At 56.2% G+C, this 16208-nt stretch carries 13 protein-coding genes; 5 read left to right on the forward strand and 8 right to left on the reverse strand.

All coding sequences use genetic code 11. From position 1 onward, the window contains the following. Window positions 1-39 precede the first annotated feature (39 nt). Both ACMWKA_RS01705 and aqpZ read right to left on the reverse strand, forming a co-directional pair. The gene (locus ACMWKA_RS01705) at window positions 40-939 is read right to left on the reverse strand and encodes a lysine exporter LysO family protein (protein WP_013097331.1); all 900 of its coding nucleotides are present in this window, start codon (window positions 937-939) and stop codon (window positions 40-42) included. Between the two features lie 157 nt (window positions 940-1096). Continuing rightward, a complete protein-coding gene (aqpZ, locus tag ACMWKA_RS01710) occupies window positions 1097-1792 on the reverse strand; it encodes an aquaporin Z (protein WP_013097330.1) in 696 nt (231 codons plus the stop codon). A gap of 371 nt (window positions 1793-2163) precedes the next feature. Between aqpZ and ACMWKA_RS01715 the strand changes: the two genes are divergently transcribed. Further along, window positions 2164-3822, forward strand: a complete 1659-nt coding sequence (locus ACMWKA_RS01715; RefSeq protein WP_013097329.1) for an ATP-dependent endonuclease — start codon at window positions 2164-2166, stop codon at window positions 3820-3822. Here ACMWKA_RS01715 and ACMWKA_RS01720 read toward each other — a convergent pair. After that, complete coding sequence (locus ACMWKA_RS01720; protein WP_062934918.1) at window positions 3819-4775, reverse strand: VirK/YbjX family protein; 957 nt, start codon at window positions 4773-4775, stop codon at window positions 3819-3821. The two genes, ACMWKA_RS01715 and ACMWKA_RS01720, sit on opposite strands and share 4 nt — an antisense overlap. Before the next feature lie 159 nt (window positions 4776-4934). Between ACMWKA_RS01720 and macA the strand changes: the two genes are divergently transcribed. Beyond that, window positions 4935-6050, forward strand: a complete 1116-nt coding sequence (gene macA, locus ACMWKA_RS01725) for a macrolide transporter subunit MacA (RefSeq protein WP_251999839.1) — start codon at window positions 4935-4937, stop codon at window positions 6048-6050. Beyond that, window positions 6047-7987 carry a macrolide ABC transporter ATP-binding protein/permease MacB gene (macB, locus tag ACMWKA_RS01730; RefSeq protein WP_020689930.1) on the forward strand — a complete coding sequence of 647 codons (1941 nt, stop codon included), beginning with the start codon at window positions 6047-6049 and terminating at the stop codon, window positions 7985-7987. The genes macA and macB overlap by 4 nt, the downstream gene beginning before the upstream one ends. Before the next feature lie 70 nt (window positions 7988-8057). Here the strand turns inward: macB and cspD are convergent, their stop codons facing one another. After that, window positions 8058-8279, reverse strand: a complete 222-nt coding sequence (gene cspD, locus ACMWKA_RS01735) for a cold shock-like protein CspD (protein ID WP_008499993.1) — start codon at window positions 8277-8279, stop codon at window positions 8058-8060. A gap of 267 nt (window positions 8280-8546) precedes the next feature. Here cspD and clpS point away from each other — a divergent pair, with 267 nt between their 5' ends. After that, window positions 8547-8867: an ATP-dependent Clp protease adapter ClpS gene (gene clpS / locus ACMWKA_RS01740; RefSeq protein WP_006174393.1), complete on the forward strand. Its 321-nt coding sequence runs from the start codon at window positions 8547-8549 to the stop codon at window positions 8865-8867. Between the two features lie 27 nt (window positions 8868-8894). Then, entirely contained in the window at window positions 8895-11174 is a 2280-nt protein-coding gene (gene clpA, locus ACMWKA_RS01745) for an ATP-dependent Clp protease ATP-binding subunit ClpA (protein ID WP_023622164.1), read from the forward strand. Window positions 11175-11450: 276 nt separating this feature from the next. On the opposite strand, the gene infA is transcribed toward clpA, so the two are convergent. The 4 genes from infA to cydD all read right to left on the reverse strand — a co-directional run bounded on the left by infA (window position 11451) and on the right by cydD (window position 16191). Beyond that, a complete protein-coding gene (infA, locus tag ACMWKA_RS01750; RefSeq protein ID WP_002211347.1) occupies window positions 11451-11669 on the reverse strand; it encodes a translation initiation factor IF-1 in 219 nt (72 codons plus the stop codon). A gap of 284 nt (window positions 11670-11953) precedes the next feature. Continuing rightward, window positions 11954-12658: a leucyl/phenylalanyl-tRNA--protein transferase gene (gene aat, locus ACMWKA_RS01755; RefSeq protein WP_013097324.1), complete on the reverse strand. Its 705-nt coding sequence runs from the start codon at window positions 12656-12658 to the stop codon at window positions 11954-11956. A gap of 45 nt (window positions 12659-12703) precedes the next feature. Then, window positions 12704-14425 carry a heme ABC transporter ATP-binding protein/permease CydC gene (cydC, locus tag ACMWKA_RS01760; protein ID WP_414759940.1) on the reverse strand — a complete coding sequence of 574 codons (1722 nt, stop codon included), beginning with the start codon at window positions 14423-14425 and terminating at the stop codon, window positions 12704-12706. Continuing rightward, the gene (cydD, locus tag ACMWKA_RS01765; protein WP_013097322.1) at window positions 14425-16191 is read right to left on the reverse strand and encodes a heme ABC transporter permease/ATP-binding protein CydD; all 1767 of its coding nucleotides are present in this window, start codon (window positions 16189-16191) and stop codon (window positions 14425-14427) included. Before cydD ends, cydC begins: the two co-directional genes overlap by 1 nt. Window positions 16192-16208 lie beyond the last annotated feature (17 nt).

The raw sequence follows: 16208 nt of genomic DNA on the forward strand, positions 1-16208 counted from the left end.
CGCAATTTTGGCGGCAGGAACCCTACCGCCAGAGAGGTATCAGGCGGAGAAAAAGGCCATCAGAACAGGCACCAGCAGGCTCAGAATAAAGCCGTGTACGATGGCGGCGGGCACCATTTCCAGCCCGCCAGAGCGTTGTAATACCGGCAGGGTAAAGTCCATCGACGTCGCCCCGCTCAGACCCAGCGCGGTAGAGCGGCTGCGGCGAACCAGACCCGGGATCAGCATGATGGCGATTAACTCCCGCGCCAGGTCGTTAAAGAAGGCGGCGCTGCCAATAACAGGGCCAAACGACTCGGTTAGCAGAATACCGGAGAGGGAATACCAGCCAAATCCGGAGGCCATGGCCAGGCCGGTTTTGAGCGGCAGGTCGAGAATCAAGGCGTTAATGACGCCTGCCACCATTGAACTGGCGACCACAATAACGGCAACAATCATTCCCCGACGATTCAGGACAATCTGTTTCAGGGTCATGCCATTATTGCGTAACTGGATACCAATAAGGAACAGCAGGAAGATCAGGGTATATTCGCTGGCTTCGGTGGCGTGCTGCAAAAAAGGCCATCCGGTGAGCCCAAGGACAAAACCGAGCACCACGACGCCGCACAGTTTTAATGATTCCAGCGCCATCGCAATCCGGGAAGGCAGTTTTTCCTGATGGTGATGGTTTTTCCACGGAATAGTGCGCTCAAGCCAGAATAAGGCGGCGATATTGCAGAGCAAAATAACCACAACAGTGACCGCAGAATAATGCAGGATGGAAAGCAGATTGGTCGCCAGGTTATCCAGAAAGGCCAGGCTAATCCCCATAAAGAACAGAATGACGTAAACAATCCAGCTGAGAAAACGGTTGATAAGCCGTAATGCCGATGCCTGATGCAGCGGGATAAGATAGCCCACAATCAGGGGCAGCAGAATAATGAGGAGTCCTGAGAACATGAACAACCGGTCCTTGTGAGTAGCTGTTGAGCGCCAGAGACACTACCCAATAAAGGCTGTTCAGTAAAGCGGCAAAAGAAAGCCGGGTGTCGGCTGCGCCTTACCCGGCCTGTTGCCCTCACCCTGGCCCTCTCCCACAGGGAGAGGGAGGGAAAGATTAATCGCGTTTTTCCAGCAGGGTGCGATACAGCACGCCGCCCAGAATACCGCCGACGATCGGCATTACCCAGAACAGCCACAGCTGCTCAAGTGCCCAACCGCCCTGGAAGATGGCGACGGCGGTGCTGCGCGCCGGGTTCACCGAGGTGTTGGTCACCGGAATGGAGATCAGGTGAATAAGCGTCAGTGCCAGACCAATGGCGATAGGCGCGAAGCCCGCAGGGGCGTATTTGTCGGTCGCGCCGTGGATCACCAGCAGGAAGCCGGCGGTCAGCACAATTTCAATCACAATGGCAGAGAGCATAGAGTAGCCGCCAGGCGAGTGCTCACCGAAGCCGTTGGAAGCAAAACCGCTGGCTGCGGCGTCAAAGCCGGCTTTACCGCTGGCAATCACGTACAGCACCGCGGCAGCAATAATACCGCCCACAACCTGAGCGACAATATAGCCAATGACCTCTTTGGCCGGGAAGCGACCACCAGCCCATAAGCCTAATGTCACGGCCGGGTTAAAATGACCACCGGAAATATGTCCTACGGCGAAGGCCATGGTTAATACCGTTAAACCAAATGCCAGCGCGACGCCGACAAAACCAATGCCGAGTTCCGGAAATGCTGCTGCCAGAACGGCACTACCGCAGCCACCAAACACCAGCCAGAATGTACCAAAGCATTCTGCTGCTAATTTTCTGAACATAACCACCTCAATTAACTACCGCACGCTTTCCCGCGCGCGGGATATATCGCCATAAAGGGATGACGACTCAAAGAGCCATTATTTTAGAAACCAACAACACCCCTTCGCCACTTAAATAAATTCGGATAATTTGATTTAAGGCAATGTGATGTCAATCCTTGTTCAAACTGGAGGTGAATAGATCATAGTCCAATTTGCGGGCGATAGTTTGTGGTGCTATTGAGACTATTTCAAATGAAACCTTGCACGTAAATTCTGAATTTTTCGTGCTGAGACAAAATAATCAGGAGGCCTGACAGTGTTCTGCGCGGCATCCTCCCGCTATACTGCTGATAACTTAAAGGAAAAAGTGATCATTTCTCGGGGGATGTATGCTTCTCGAACGTGTGGAAATTGTCGGGTTTCGCGGTATAAACCGTCTGTCACTCCAGTTGGAGCAGAATAACGTCCTCATCGGCGAGAACGCCTGGGGTAAGTCCAGCCTGCTGGACGCGCTGACGCTGCTGCTTTCGCCCGAAGGCGATTTGTATCACTTCGTTCATGATGATTTCTGGTTTCCACCCGGCGATGTCAACGGCCGTGAGAAGCATCTCCATATCATTCTGACGTTCCGCGAATCCGAGCCGGGGCGTCACCGGGTGCGTCGCTTCCGCCCGATGTCACCGTGCTGGGTTCAGAGCGATGATGGCTTCCACCGTATTTTTTATCGTCTGGAAGGCGAGATGTCAGAGAATGAAGGGGTGCTGACCCTGCGTGAATTTCTCGACCAGAAAGGCAACCCCATACCGCTGGACAATATCGACGAGCTGGCCCGGCATCTGATTCGTTTGATGCCGGTGCTACGCTTGCGCGATGCGCGTTTTATGCGGCGTATCCGTAACGGTACCGTGCCGCATATGCCGGAAGTAGAAGTCACCGCCCGCGAGCTTGATTTCCTGGCACGCGAGCTGGTTTCGCGTCCGCAAAATCTCACCGATGGGCAAATCCGCCAGGGGCTCTCTGCCATGGTGCAACTGCTGGAGCACTATTTTTCCGAGCAGGGAACCTCGCAGTCGCGCCATCGTCTGATGCGCCGTCGGTCCCATGATGAGCAACGAAGCTGGCGCTATCTCGATATCATTAACCGGATGATCGACCGGCCCGGCGGACGCACTCATCGGGTGATTTTGCTGGGGCTGTTTTCCACTCTTCTACAGGCCAAGGGAACCGTTCGTCTGGATCGCGATGCGCGTCCGCTGCTGCTGGTGGAAGACCCGGAAACACGTCTGCATCCCATCATGCTCTCCGTTGCCTGGCACCTGTTAAATCTGCTGCCGCTTCAGCGCATTACCACCACCAATTCCGGCGAGTTGTTGTCGCTGACGCCGGTCGAGTATGTTTGCCGCCTGGTGCGTGAATCATCGCGCGTTTCTGCTTACCGGCTGGGGCCGGGAGGGATGAATGCCGAGGATGGTCGCCGTATTGCGTTTCATATCCGCTTTAATCGCGCCTCGTCGCTTTTTGCCCGCTGCTGGCTTCTGGTGGAGGGGGAAACCGAGACCTGGGTCATCAACGAGCTGGCGCGCCAGTGCGGCCACCATTTTGATGCGGAGGGGATTAAGGTCATCGAGTTTGCGCAGTCAGGGTTAAAGCCGCTGATCAAATTCGCCCGGCGGATGGGCATAGAATGGCACGTGCTGGTCGACGGCGATGAGGCGGGTAAAAAATACGCATCCACCGTGCGCAGCCTGTTGAACGATGAGCGAGAAGAAGAGCGGGATCATTTAACCATGCTGCCCGCCATGGACATGGAGCACTTTATGTACCGCCAGGGGTTCGATGACGTGTTCCACAGGATAGCGATGGTGCCGGTCGATGTGCCGATGAACATGCGGCGCGTGATCGCCAAAGCGATCCACCGCTCTTCAAAACCGGATTTAGCCATTGAAGTGGCAACAGAAGCAGGGCGGAGAGGGATCGAATCGGTGCCTACGCTGCTGCGTAAAATGTTCTCCCGCGTCCTGTGGCTGGCACGCGGGAAAGCCGATTAACGTCGGGTTGCCTGGGTGACCTGCTCTGTCAGGCTATCCAGCAGCTCATAGCGGCGGCGATATTCCGCGCGTTTTTTACTGGCAATCTCTTCCATGGACTTACGCGGCATGGCAAGCGGCAGTTCAAAGTTACCGTTATCCTGTTTGTGTCCGCCGAGGGAGATCCAGAAGCTGTCGTAATCCGCCAGCAGTTTCCCCTCTTTTTTCTTGCGATATCGCCAGCTGCGATAGATGTGGGTGGCATTACTCACCGCTACAATCTGCTCCACCGGAAAGGCGCTGCCGAGCGTCATGACAGCTTCAACCAGCAGTCGTTTCGGGAAAAGGCCATGGCACGCCTTGGTTGCTTTCTGGATCAGCTCATGCGGAACGTGGGCTTTCGCCCCCTGCAGGCCGCCGATAAAGAGCGTGCTTTTGCCTTCAAACGGGCACAGCGTAAACGTTATTTCCGCCAGCACGGTATCCTGATGGTCACTGAAAAAGAGGGTAGCTTCTCCCTCTTTATCCAGGAACGCATCGGCGCACAACCGAACGGTAAACTGCTGTTCATCCTTACCGGTTAAGGTCAGGAGCGTCACGCCCTGCTTAGAAAGATAGCCTTTGTGCAGCGCGGCCGGCAGGTGGTCACTCATGGTCTGGTAGTGCCAGTTCAGGGCTTCCAGCGCATGCGGGCGATCCATATTCACGGTCAGCCAAGGGCGATGCAGGCGACAGGGCAGGCCGGGCTGGACCTGCAGCATTTGCATCAAACGGGGCTGCTTTGCCAGGCTTGAGAGCAGACGTGCGGTGCTGAGCGGCGTCGCCAGCGTGCGAAGCGCAAACTTACGTCGATAGGCGGGGTTTTGCCATGCCAGGCCCGGCGTAATGGCGCCAGTGACCAGACTTTTAAACAGCTGCCAGCCGGATTTAGGCTGCGACAGAGTGGAATACGGTGTATCGACGATGGAAGACATGTGAGATCCTGCTTCTTATGGAATGGCGTTATTTCAGCAGGCCCTTTGTCAACGTTGTGTCAACAAATCCAGGCATTTCCTGAATTCAGGGGTTTCGTTGAGGAGTGGTTTAGATAGAATCGACGTTGATGTAAGCCAGAATAATTATTTGGAATATTTATGAACCTTAAGGGAAAACGCAGAAAGTGGTTTCTGCTGCTGGCGATAGTGGTGATAGCGGGCGGATACTGGTTATGGCAAGTGCTCAACGCGCCGGTTCCGCAGTATCAAACGCTGATCGTCCGTCCGGGTGAATTGCAGCAAAACGTGCTGGCGACCGGCAAACTTGATGCGCTGCGCAAGGTTGACGTGGGCGCACAGGTTAGCGGGCAGTTAAAAACGCTGTCCGTTGAGATTGGCGATAAGGTGAAAAAGGGGCAGCTGCTCGGCGTTATCGACCCGGAACAGGCTGAAAACCAGATCCGGGAAGTGGAAGCCACGCTGATGGAGCTGCGCGCACAGCGTGCGCAGGCGCTGGCGGAACGTAATCTTGCCCAGGTGACCCTGACGCGTCAGCAGGCGCTGGCTAAAACACAGGCGATCTCGAAACAGGATCTCGACACGGCCGCCACCGAACTGGCGGTGAAACAGGCGCAGATTGGCACTATTGACGCGCAAATCAAGCGCAACCAGGCCTCGCTGGATACGGCGAAAACCAACCTCGATTATACGAAGATTGTGGCGCCCATGGCCGGGGAAGTGACCCAGATCACCACGCTTCAGGGTCAGACGGTGATTGCCGCCCAACAGGCGCCGAACATTCTGACGCTGGCGGACATGAGCACTATGCTGGTGAAAGCGCAGGTTTCCGAGGCGGATGTTATCCATCTTAAGCCGGGGCAGAACGCCTGGTTTACCGTACTGGGCGATCCGCAGACGCGCTATGAAGGCGTGCTGAAGGACATTCTGCCCACGCCGGAAAAAGTGAACGATGCGATCTTCTACTATGCCCGTTTTGAAGTCCCCAACCTGCAGGGCGTGCTGCGTCTGGATATGACCGCGCAGGTCCATATTCAGCTGACCGGCGTCAAAAACGTGCTGACTGTTCCGCTCTCTGCGCTGGGGGAATCCGCCGGGGATAACCGCTATAAGGTGAAGGTGCTACGCAACGGCGAAACGCGCGAGCGTGAAGTGGTGATTGGCGCACGCAACGATACCGACGTGGTGGTGGTGAAAGGGCTGGAAGAGGGTGACGAGGTAGTCACCAGCGAAACCCTGCCCGGAGCGGCGAAATGACGGCGTTGCTTGAGCTGACTGATATTCGTCGCAGCTATCCGTCGGGCGATGGTCCGGTGGAGGTGCTGAAGGGCATCTCCCTGCGCGTGGAAGCGGGCGAGATGGTGGCGATTGTTGGCGCGTCGGGTTCCGGTAAATCGACGCTGATGAACATTCTTGGCTGTCTGGATAAACCGACCAGCGGTACCTACCGCGTGGCCGGAACGGACGTTTCCACTCTGGACGGCGACGCGCTGGCAAAGCTGCGTCGGGAACACTTCGGCTTTATCTTTCAGCGTTACCATCTGCTCTCTCACCTGAGTGCGGCGCAGAACGTGGAGGTCCCGGCGGTCTATGCAGGCGTGGAGCGCAAGAAACGCCTTGCGCGGGCGCAGGCGCTGTTAACGCGTCTTGGCCTGGCGGAGCGGGTAGATTATCAGCCCTCGCAGCTTTCTGGCGGTCAGCAGCAGCGCGTGAGTATTGCCCGTGCGCTGATGAACGGCGGTCAGGTGATCCTGGCCGATGAACCCACCGGAGCGCTCGACAGCCATTCCGGTGAAGAGGTGATGGCGATCCTCCATCAGCTTCGCGATCAGGGGCACACGGTCATTATCGTGACTCACGATCCGCAGGTGGCGGCGCAGGCTGAGCGCATTATCGAGATCCACGACGGCGAGCTGGTGAGCAACCCGCCGCCGCGTGCGTCCAGAGCGGCCGCGCCAAAAGAAGCCTTGCCTGCTGCAACCGGCTGGGGACAGTTTTCCAGCGGTTTTCGCGAGGCGCTGACCATGGCCTGGCTGGCGATGGCGGCCAATAAAATGCGCACCCTGCTGACCATGCTTGGGATCATCATCGGTATTGCATCGGTGGTGTCGATTGTGGTGGTGGGCGATGCAGCCAAACAGCTGGTGCTGGCGGATATCCGCGCTATCGGGACCAACACCATTGACGTCTATCCCGGGAAAGACTTTGGTGATGACGAACCGCAGTATCAGCAGGCGTTGAAATACGACGACCTGGCGGCCATTCAGAAACAGCCGTGGGTCAATTCGGCGACTCCTGCCGTGTCGCAAAACCTTCGCCTGCGCGTGGGTAACGTGGACGTTGCTGCCAGCGCGAATGGCGTCAGCGGAGATTATTTCAACGTCTACGGCATGACCTTCAGCGAAGGGGCGACCTTCAACGCCGAACAGCTGGCGGGCAGGGCGCAGGTGGTGGTACTGGACGCGAACTCGCGCAGACAGCTCTTCCCCAATAAAACCAACGTCGTGGGCGAAGTGATCCTCGTAGGGAACATGCCAGCCACCGTGATTGGCGTGGCGGAAGAGAAGCAGTCCATGTTTGGCAGCAGCAAGATCCTGCGGGTCTGGCTACCGTACAGCACCATTTCCGGGCGGATTATGGGGCAGTCATGGCTGAACTCCATCACCGTGCGCGTCAAGGAGGGTTATGACAGCGCGCTGGCCGAACAGCAGCTTGAGCGGCTGTTAACCCTGCGTCACGGGAAGAAGGATTTCTTCACCTGGAATATGGACGGCCTCTTGAAAACGGCGGAAAAGACCACACGTACTCTTCAGCTGTTCCTCACGCTGGTGGCGGTGATTTCGCTGGTCGTTGGCGGTATCGGGGTAATGAATATCATGCTGGTCTCGGTGACGGAACGTACCCGGGAAATTGGTATTCGCATGGCGGTCGGGGCCAGAGCCAGCGACGTGCTGCAGCAATTTTTGATTGAAGCGGTGCTGGTGTGTCTGGTGGGCGGCGCCATGGGGATTGCGCTGTCGATGATGATCGCCTTTGCCCTGCAGATTTTCTTACCCGGCTGGGAGATTGGGTTTTCACCGGTGGCCATTCTTACCGCATTTTTATGTTCGACCTTTACCGGCATCTTGTTTGGCTGGCTGCCGGCTCGCAACGCGGCGCGGCTGGATCCGGTGGATGCGCTGGCTCGGGAATAACCCGAAAATAAAAATGCCAGCCGATCGGGCTGGCATTTTGACTGCGGGATGTACACAATAAAACAGAGAGCTAAGCAACCGTTTCTGCTTCAATCGGTACGATAAGGCTTGCGTGATTGCCTTTGGGTCCCTGATGTACATCGAACCGGACGGACTGCCCGGCTTTGAGCGTTCTGTAACCATCCATCTGAATGGTGGAATAGTGAGCGAATATATCCTCGCCGCCGCCTTCGGGGCAGATGAAGCCAAACCCTTTGGCGTTGTTGAACCACTTAACAGTACCCATTTCCATGCTTCGACATCCTTCGTAAATCTTATAAGTTAAGATGGAATGAACCGGTGGTGGAGTGGGGGCTGTTCAAAACCTCGCCATCTCACGCTTGTACAATTTAGAGAATCGAAAGACATCGTCAAGCGTTTGGCGCTGGAGATGGGACAATAATCAACCAAAGTTTGAAGCAGTTAACGCTATTGCAACAGTTTGTGACAGACATCGCGGATGACAGTAATAGATGATTGTTATCTAACATCTGAGGTAGATTCAAAGTGGTTATGCAAAATGGGTAAGACCAACGACTGGCTGGATTTTGACCAGCTGGCGGAAGACAAAGTGCGTGACGCGCTAAAACCGCCATCTATGTATAAAGTTATGTTAATGAACGATGATTACACGCCGATGGAATTTGTTATTGACGTGCTACAAAAGTTCTTTTCTTATGATGTAGAACGTGCAACGCAACTGATGCTTACCGTTCATTATCGTGGCAAAGCTATCTGCGGCATCTTTACCGCCGAGGTGGCAGAAACCAAAGTGGCGATGGTGAACGACTATGCGAGGGAGAACGAGCATCCGTTGCTGTGTACGCTGGAAAAGGCCTGATAAGGCATAAAATTGGGGGAGGTGCCTATGCTCAATCAAGAACTGGAACTCAGTTTAAATATGGCTTTCGCCAGAGCGCGTGAGCACCGACATGAGTTTATGACCGTCGAGCATTTACTGCTCGCACTGCTTAGCAACCCATCTGCCCGCGAAGCGCTGGAAGCCTGCTCCGTGGATCTGGTGGCGCTACGTCAGGAACTCGAAGCCTTCATCGAACAAACGACACCGGTGCTGCCAGCCAGTGAAGAAGAGCGCGACACACAGCCGACGCTCAGCTTCCAGCGTGTGCTGCAGCGCGCGGTATTCCACGTCCAGTCTTCCGGACGTAGCGAAGTGACGGGCGCAAACGTCCTGGTCGCCATCTTCAGTGAGCAGGAGTCGCAGGCGGCCTACCTGCTGCGCAAACACGAAGTCAGCCGACTCGATGTGGTTAACTTTATTTCCCACGGCACGCGCAAAGACGAGCCTAACCAGGCATCGGATCCCAGCAATCAGGTCAATAACAATGAAGAGCAAGCAGGCGGGGAGGATCGTATGGAAAACTTCACCACCAACCTTAATCAGCTTGCTCGCGTTGGCGGTATCGACCCGCTGATTGGTCGCGATAAAGAGCTGGAGCGCGCGATTCAGGTGCTGTGCCGTCGCCGCAAAAATAACCCGCTGCTGGTGGGGGAATCGGGCGTGGGTAAAACCGCGATTGCCGAAGGTCTCGCCTGGCGCATTGTGCAGGGCGACGTACCGGAAGTGATTGCCGATTGCACTATCTACTCGCTGGATATCGGCTCTTTGCTGGCGGGCACCAAATACCGTGGTGATTTTGAAAAACGCTTCAAGGCGCTGTTAAAACAGCTGGAGCAGGATACCAACAGCATCCTGTTTATCGATGAAATTCATACCATCATCGGTGCGGGTGCCGCTTCGGGTGGGCAGGTGGACGCCGCTAACCTGATCAAACCGCTGCTCTCCAGCGGCAAGATCCGGGTGATTGGCTCGACCACTTACCAGGAGTTCAGCAACATTTTTGAGAAGGATCGTGCCCTGGCACGTCGCTTCCAGAAAATCGATGTCACTGAACCGTCCGTCGAGGAAACGGTGCAGATCATCAACGGCCTGAAACCGAAGTATGAAGCGCACCACGACGTGCGTTACACCGCGAAAGCGGTGCGTGCGGCGGTGGAGCTGGCGGTGAAATACATCAACGATCGCCATTTGCCGGATAAGGCGATTGACGTGATTGACGAGGCAGGGGCGCGTGCGCGTCTGATGCCAGCCAGCAAGCGTAAGAAAACCGTCAACGTGGCGGATATTGAGTCCGTAGTGGCTCGTATCGCGCGCATTCCTGAGAAGAGCGTTTCTCAGAGCGATCGCGACACGCTGCGTACCCTTGGCAATCGTCTGAAGATGCTGGTCTTTGGTCAGGATAAAGCCATTGAGGCCTTAACCGAAGCGATCAAGATGGCCCGTGCCGGACTGGGGCATGAGCATAAGCCTGTCGGTTCGTTCCTGTTCGCCGGTCCAACCGGTGTCGGGAAAACCGAAGTAACGGTGCAGCTCTCCAAAGCGCTGGGCATTGAACTGCTGCGCTTTGATATGTCCGAGTATATGGAGCGTCACACCGTCAGCCGTCTGATTGGTGCGCCTCCGGGATACGTGGGCTTTGACCAGGGCGGTCTGCTCACCGACGCGGTGATCAAGCATCCACATGCGGTACTGCTGCTCGATGAAATCGAGAAAGCGCACCCGGACGTGTTCAACATCCTGCTGCAGGTGATGGACAACGGGACGCTGACCGACAACAACGGGCGCAAGGCGGACTTCCGTAACGTGGTGCTGGTGATGACCACCAACGCCGGGGTACGTGAAACCGAGCGTAAATCCATCGGCCTGATCCACCAGGATAACAGCACCGATGCGATGGAGGAGATCAAGAAGATCTTTACGCCGGAGTTCCGCAACCGCCTGGACAACATTATCTGGTTCGATCACCTGTCTACCGAGGTGATCCATCAGGTGGTGGATAAGTTCATTGTCGAACTGCAGGTTCAGCTAGATCAGAAAGGCGTGTCGCTGGAAGTGAGCCAGGAGGCCCGCAACTGGCTGGCTGAGAAAGGCTACGACCGTGCAATGGGTGCCCGTCCGATGGCGCGTGTGATTCAGGACAACCTGAAGAAACCGCTGGCGAACGAACTGCTGTTTGGCTCGCTGGTGGACGGCGGCCAGGTGACGGTGGCACTGGATCAGGCGAAGAACGAACTGACGTACGATTTCCAGAGTGCGGCGAAGCACAAGCCGGAAGCGGCTCACTGATTTCTTACGTAGGTCTAAAAACCGGGCAATAGCCCGGTTTTTTTATGCCTGCTTTTCTCCCTCTCCCGGTGGGAGAGGGCATCATGCCGCAGAGGAATTTTGCAAGGCGCTTTCCAGTTTCGTTCGATGTTGGTTCTGGATAAATCCACAGCCATAAATTGGCGCCTCTGTACAACCGTGGAAGACAATACACCAACACTGAAGCCATGAATAAAAAAAAGGCCGGGATTATCCCGGCCTTTTTTAATATTCATCTGCCATTACAGGCGAAAACAATTAGCGACTACGGAAGACAATGCGGCCTTTGCTCAGGTCGTACGGGGTCAGTTCAACAGTCACTTTGTCGCCCGTCAAAATGCGGATATAGTTTTTGCGCATTTTACCGGAGATGTGCGCAGTTACCACGTGACCGTTTTCCAGCTCTACGCGAAACATGGTGTTAGGCAACGTATCAAGTACGGTACCCTGCATTTCAATATTGTCTTCTTTGGCCATCTAATCCTCTGGGGTATCACTACCAAGTTTTGAACCGGCAAGATAATGCCGAAATTCATCAATTAAGTAAAGAATTGCGCGTTTAAAACGCAGCAAAACAGTTTCGGCGCATTGCCCAAGCGTCACGGTACAACCGAACGGAAAGCGCATTCGTAAAGGGGATACAACAGGATAAACGTCAGGACGTTATCTGAAGCGAAGGTCCCAAACGGCGGCGGGGCAACAGGCAGAAGCTACTCTGCGGCATAATTATAACACCCTCATAAAAAATATGCGGAAAACATTTAGACATTGGGCATAAAGAGTGTCCGCGGTACCCAAAAATCGCGCGGCAGCTTCTCCTGACGGCAGTTATCCAGGTGCTCAATGTAGTGGCGGCGGGAGATTTCAACAGCACCGAGGGAGGCGGTATGCTCGTTCAGAACCTGACAATCCAGCAGCTGCCCGCCGCGCTGAGCAAACTCCTGGCAGAAAACCAGCAGGGCCGTTTTCGAGGCGTTTACCGCACGGGAGAACATCGACTCACCGCAGAACAACGTCCCCTGCGCGACGCCGTACATACCGCCAACAAGTTCGCCACCTTCCCAGACCTCAATGGAGTGGGCGTAGCCAAGCTCGTGCAGTTGATGATAGGCAGTGATGATATCGCGGGTGATCCAAGTCCCCTCATGACGGTCTTCCGCACACCCTTCTATCACCTGACCGAAGGCGTGATTCAATGTGACCCGGTACGGTGATTTTGCGTGGAAACGCTTCATGCTGCGGCTCAGGTGAAACTGCGTGGGCCAGAGCACGGCGCGCGGATCGGGAGACCACCATAAAATAGGGTCACCAGGTGAAAACCACGGGAATATGCCGCGCTGGTAGGCCATCAGCAGCCGGGCAGGGCTGAGATCGCCGCCAAGTGCCAGCAGCCCATTGGGTTCACGCAGCGCTCCCTCTGGCGACGGGAACGCAATGTTATGACGAGAAAGCTGGACCAGGCGCATGACAGCAAAACTCCAGTACGCGAGTGAGGACGCTACAAATATAGTCTACAGACGCTGTTTAAACTGGTAGTAGCGACCCTGTTTCGTCAACAGCTCTGCGTGACTACCTTGCTCAATAATGTGTCCGTTGTCCATCACAATTATCCGATCAAAACTTGCCAGTCCACGCAGGCGGTGTGTCACCATCAGTACGGTTTTACCGGCCATAACATTCGTAAGTAAATCAAGGATCTGGCTTTCAGTTGTCGCATCAAGCCCTTCTGTGGGCTCGTCGAGCAACATCAGCGGCGCATCATGCAGCAGCGCGCGCGCAATCGCCAGACGACGCAGTTCACCGCCAGAGAGTTGACGACCGCCTTCACCCAGCCAGCTGTTCAGGCCATCGTCTTCAAGCAGCTTATGCAGCCCGACCTGCTCCAGCATGGCGCGGAGTACGTCATCAGTGGCCTCCGGTGCAGCCAGCAGCAGGTTATCGCGCAGCGTGGCGCTGAAGAGATGAACGCGCTGTGGAACCACGCTGACGGTTTTGCGCAGCGCCTGTTCGCAGAAGTCTGCCAGCGGAGTTCCGTTAAACTGAATCTGACCTTGCTGTGGATCCCAGGCTCGCGTTAACAGTTGCAAAAGCGTGGATTTGCCGCAGCCGGTACGGCCGAGGATCGCAATCCGCTGACCCGCATCTACAGCGAGGCTAATGCCTTCCAGCGCATTCTGTGCCTGCTTGTCATAGGCGAAGGTGACGTTACTGAGCGTCAGGGCAACCTGCTCAGGCGTGGCCGTTTGCTCTGCGGTGAACTTCACCTCCGGATCCTGCTCCGCAATCTCCGTGATGCGCAGGGCGGAGGCGATGACCTGGCCGAGATGCTGGAAGGCACCCGTCACCGGCGCCAGCGCTTCAAAGGCCGCCAGAGCACAGAATACGAACAAGGCAATCAGAGGGCCCGGCTGTGCGTTATTGCCAACGCCACCGGACGCCATCCAGAGCATGGCGATGACTGCGACACCCCCGATTAACATCATAAGCGCCTGAGAGAACGCGGTAAGCTCAGACTGACGGCGCTGGGCTTCATGCCAGTTCAGTTCTGTATTCTCCATTCGCGCACGGTAGCGCTCGCTGGCGCCAAATATCGTCAGTTCGGCCTGCCCCTGTAACCAGGAGGTAAGCTGCTGGCGGTACTCCCCGCGCAGACGCGTCAGGTTCTCTCCGGTGGATTTACCCGCGCGGTAAAATAGCGGCGGCAGGATAATGAGCGTCAAAAGCATGATCCCGCCCAGCGTCAGCGCAACAGCGACATCCAGCACCGACAGACCCAGCGTGACCACCACAATCACCACAAACGCGCCGACTATCGGGGAAATCACGCGCAGGTAGAGGTGATCCAGGGTGTCGACATCCGCAACCACACGGTTGAGCAATTCCCCCTGACGAAAACGCGCCAGTCCGGCAGGGGAGAGGGGCAGCAGTTTACTGAAGGTGTAAATGCGCAGATGTTGCAGCACGCGGAATGTCGCGTCATGGCTGACCAGTCGCTCGAAGTACCGTCCAGCCGTACGGGTAATGGCGGTGCCGCGGACGCCCGCCGCCGGAAGCATGTAGTTGAAGCTGTAGAGCCCGGCAACCCCCGCCACGGCAGAGGCAGACAAGAACCAGCCGGAAAGTGTGAGCAGGCCGATGCTGGCAAGCAGGGTCACAATGGCCAGCACGATGCCCAGCGTCAGCATCCATTTGTGGCGTTTATAGAGCGCGAGATAGGGAAGCAGGGCACGCATCAGATGTCCTCCTGACGATTCGCCAGCAGGGCAGCGAAGGGGCCCTGCGCGGTAACGAGAGAGGCGTAATCGCCTTGCTCAACAATACGACCGTTTTCCATGACCCAGATCTGGTCCCAGTCGGCAATGCCTTCCAGCTGATGAGTGACCATCAGGGTGGTTTGCTGCCGCGAGGCGGCGTTCAGGGCCGCCATCACGCGCTGTTCACTGTGCGCATCCAGGCTGGCCGCTGGCTCGTCCAACAGCATTAACTGGCATGGATTAAGCAACGCGCGGGCGACCGCCACGCGTTGCGCCTGGCCCACGGATAACCCGGCAGACTGATCGCCGACAACGGTATCGACGCCATGCGGAAGCAGCGGCAGAAACTCGCTGACCCAGGCGCGGTCGAGAACAGATTGCAACTCGTCTTCACGTGCATCCGGGCGAGCCAGCAGGACGTTTTCCCGTAGCGTCGGGGCTGGCAGCTGCGGGTTTTGCCCCACCCAACTGAGCTGTTTCCGCCAGGCGTTCGGATCGAGATCGCGCAGTTCGGTTTTGTTGATGCGCAGTGAGCCGGTATAAGCCATAAAACCGGATAACGCATTAATCAGCGAGCTTTTCCCTGAACCACTGGTCCCTACCAGCACCACCCGTTGCCCGGCGGGTAAGGTAAAGTTCAGTGGGCCAGCCAGCACTTTCCCTTCCGGTGACAGGATAGAGAAATCACGTGCTTCAATGGTCACGGGTTCATTGGCGTTCAGCGTTACCTCTCCTCGCTCCGGATGCGCCAACGGCGTCTCCAGGAACGTTTTCAGGCTGTCAGCCGCGCCAACGGCCTGCGCTTTGGCATGGTAGAAGGTGCCAAGATCGCGAAGCGGCTGGAAAAATTCCGGAGCCAGAATAAGCGCCAGGAAACCGGCCGACAGCGTTACCGCCGTGCCGTAATGACCAAAATCCAGCGCGCCGAGATACGAGAAACCAAAATAGACCGCCACGAGGGCGATAGAGAGCGATGTAAAGAATTCCAGTACGCCAGACGACAGAAACGCCAGACGTAACACTTCCATCGTGCGCTGACGGAAATCCTGCGACGCCAGGCGAATGTTTTCCGTTTCGGCTTCACCCCGGCCAAAAATGCGTAACGTCTCCATCCCGCGCAGACGATCAAGGAAATGGCCGCTCAGGCGACCCAACGCAAGGAAGTTACGGCGGTTCGCATCGGCCGCTCCCATCCCCACCATCGCCATAAACAGGGGGATCAGCGGGGCGGTACCCAGCAGGATCAGCGCTGCCACCCAGTTGACAGGGAAAATGGTTATCACAATCAGCAGCGGGACGCAGACGGCCAGCGCCATCTGCGGAAGGTAGCGGGCATAGTAGTCGTGCATATCGTCAATCTGTTCAAGGATTAACGTTGCCCAGCTTCCGGCTGGTTTTCCCTGGATCCATGCGGGCCCGGCTTCCTGAAGACGATCAAGCACCTGTCGGCGAATTTCGTAGCGAATATGCTGCCCCGCATGAAAACCAACGCGTTCGCGCAGCCAGACGACCCAGGCGCGCAGAATGAAAACCAGGATCAGGACGATGAAGGGCAGCAGAAGCGCTTCACGCGGAATGTTCTCCATGATCATATGATTGAGAATGCGGGCCAGCAGCCATGCCTGGGCAACAATCAACAGACCACTGATCAGTCCCAGAAGACGGGAAATCATGAGCCAGCGGCGGGAAAGAACGCTCTGCTGTTTTAGCCAGCGTGTTAACTCTTGTTGACGGGTTTTTTCCATTGCGTGCTTTGCAGGTG

The organism is Enterobacter sp. 03-F-07-AD-ECC (genome assembly GCF_047530935.1).
Classification (GTDB): domain Bacteria; phylum Pseudomonadota; class Gammaproteobacteria; order Enterobacterales; family Enterobacteriaceae; genus Enterobacter; species Enterobacter cloacae.

Coding starts and splice junctions, on each gene's coding strand:
- clpA (WP_023622164.1), top strand. CDS start 8,895: ATGCTCAATCAAGAACTGGAACTCAGTTTAAATATGGCTTTCGCCAGA.
- aqpZ (WP_013097330.1), bottom strand. CDS start 1,792: ATGTTCAGAAAATTAGCAGCAGAATGCTTTGGTACATTCTGGCTGGTG.
- cspD (WP_008499993.1), bottom strand. CDS start 8,279: ATGGAAATGGGTACTGTTAAGTGGTTCAACAACGCCAAAGGGTTTGGC.
- cydC (WP_414759940.1), bottom strand. CDS start 14,425: ATGCGTGCCCTGCTTCCCTATCTCGCGCTCTATAAACGCCACAAATGG.
- macA (WP_251999839.1), top strand. CDS start 4,935: ATGAACCTTAAGGGAAAACGCAGAAAGTGGTTTCTGCTGCTGGCGATA.
- cydD (WP_013097322.1), bottom strand. CDS start 16,191: ATGGAAAAAACCCGTCAACAAGAGTTAACACGCTGGCTAAAACAGCAG.
- ACMWKA_RS01720 (WP_062934918.1), bottom strand. CDS start 4,775: ATGTCTTCCATCGTCGATACACCGTATTCCACTCTGTCGCAGCCTAAA.
- ACMWKA_RS01705 (WP_013097331.1), bottom strand. CDS start 939: ATGTTCTCAGGACTCCTCATTATTCTGCTGCCCCTGATTGTGGGCTAT.
- ACMWKA_RS01715 (WP_013097329.1), top strand. CDS start 2,164: ATGCTTCTCGAACGTGTGGAAATTGTCGGGTTTCGCGGTATAAACCGT.
- aat (WP_013097324.1), bottom strand. CDS start 12,658: ATGCGCCTGGTCCAGCTTTCTCGTCATAACATTGCGTTCCCGTCGCCA.
- macB (WP_020689930.1), top strand. CDS start 6,047: ATGACGGCGTTGCTTGAGCTGACTGATATTCGTCGCAGCTATCCGTCG.
- infA (WP_002211347.1), bottom strand. CDS start 11,669: ATGGCCAAAGAAGACAATATTGAAATGCAGGGTACCGTACTTGATACG.
- clpS (WP_006174393.1), top strand. CDS start 8,547: ATGGGTAAGACCAACGACTGGCTGGATTTTGACCAGCTGGCGGAAGAC.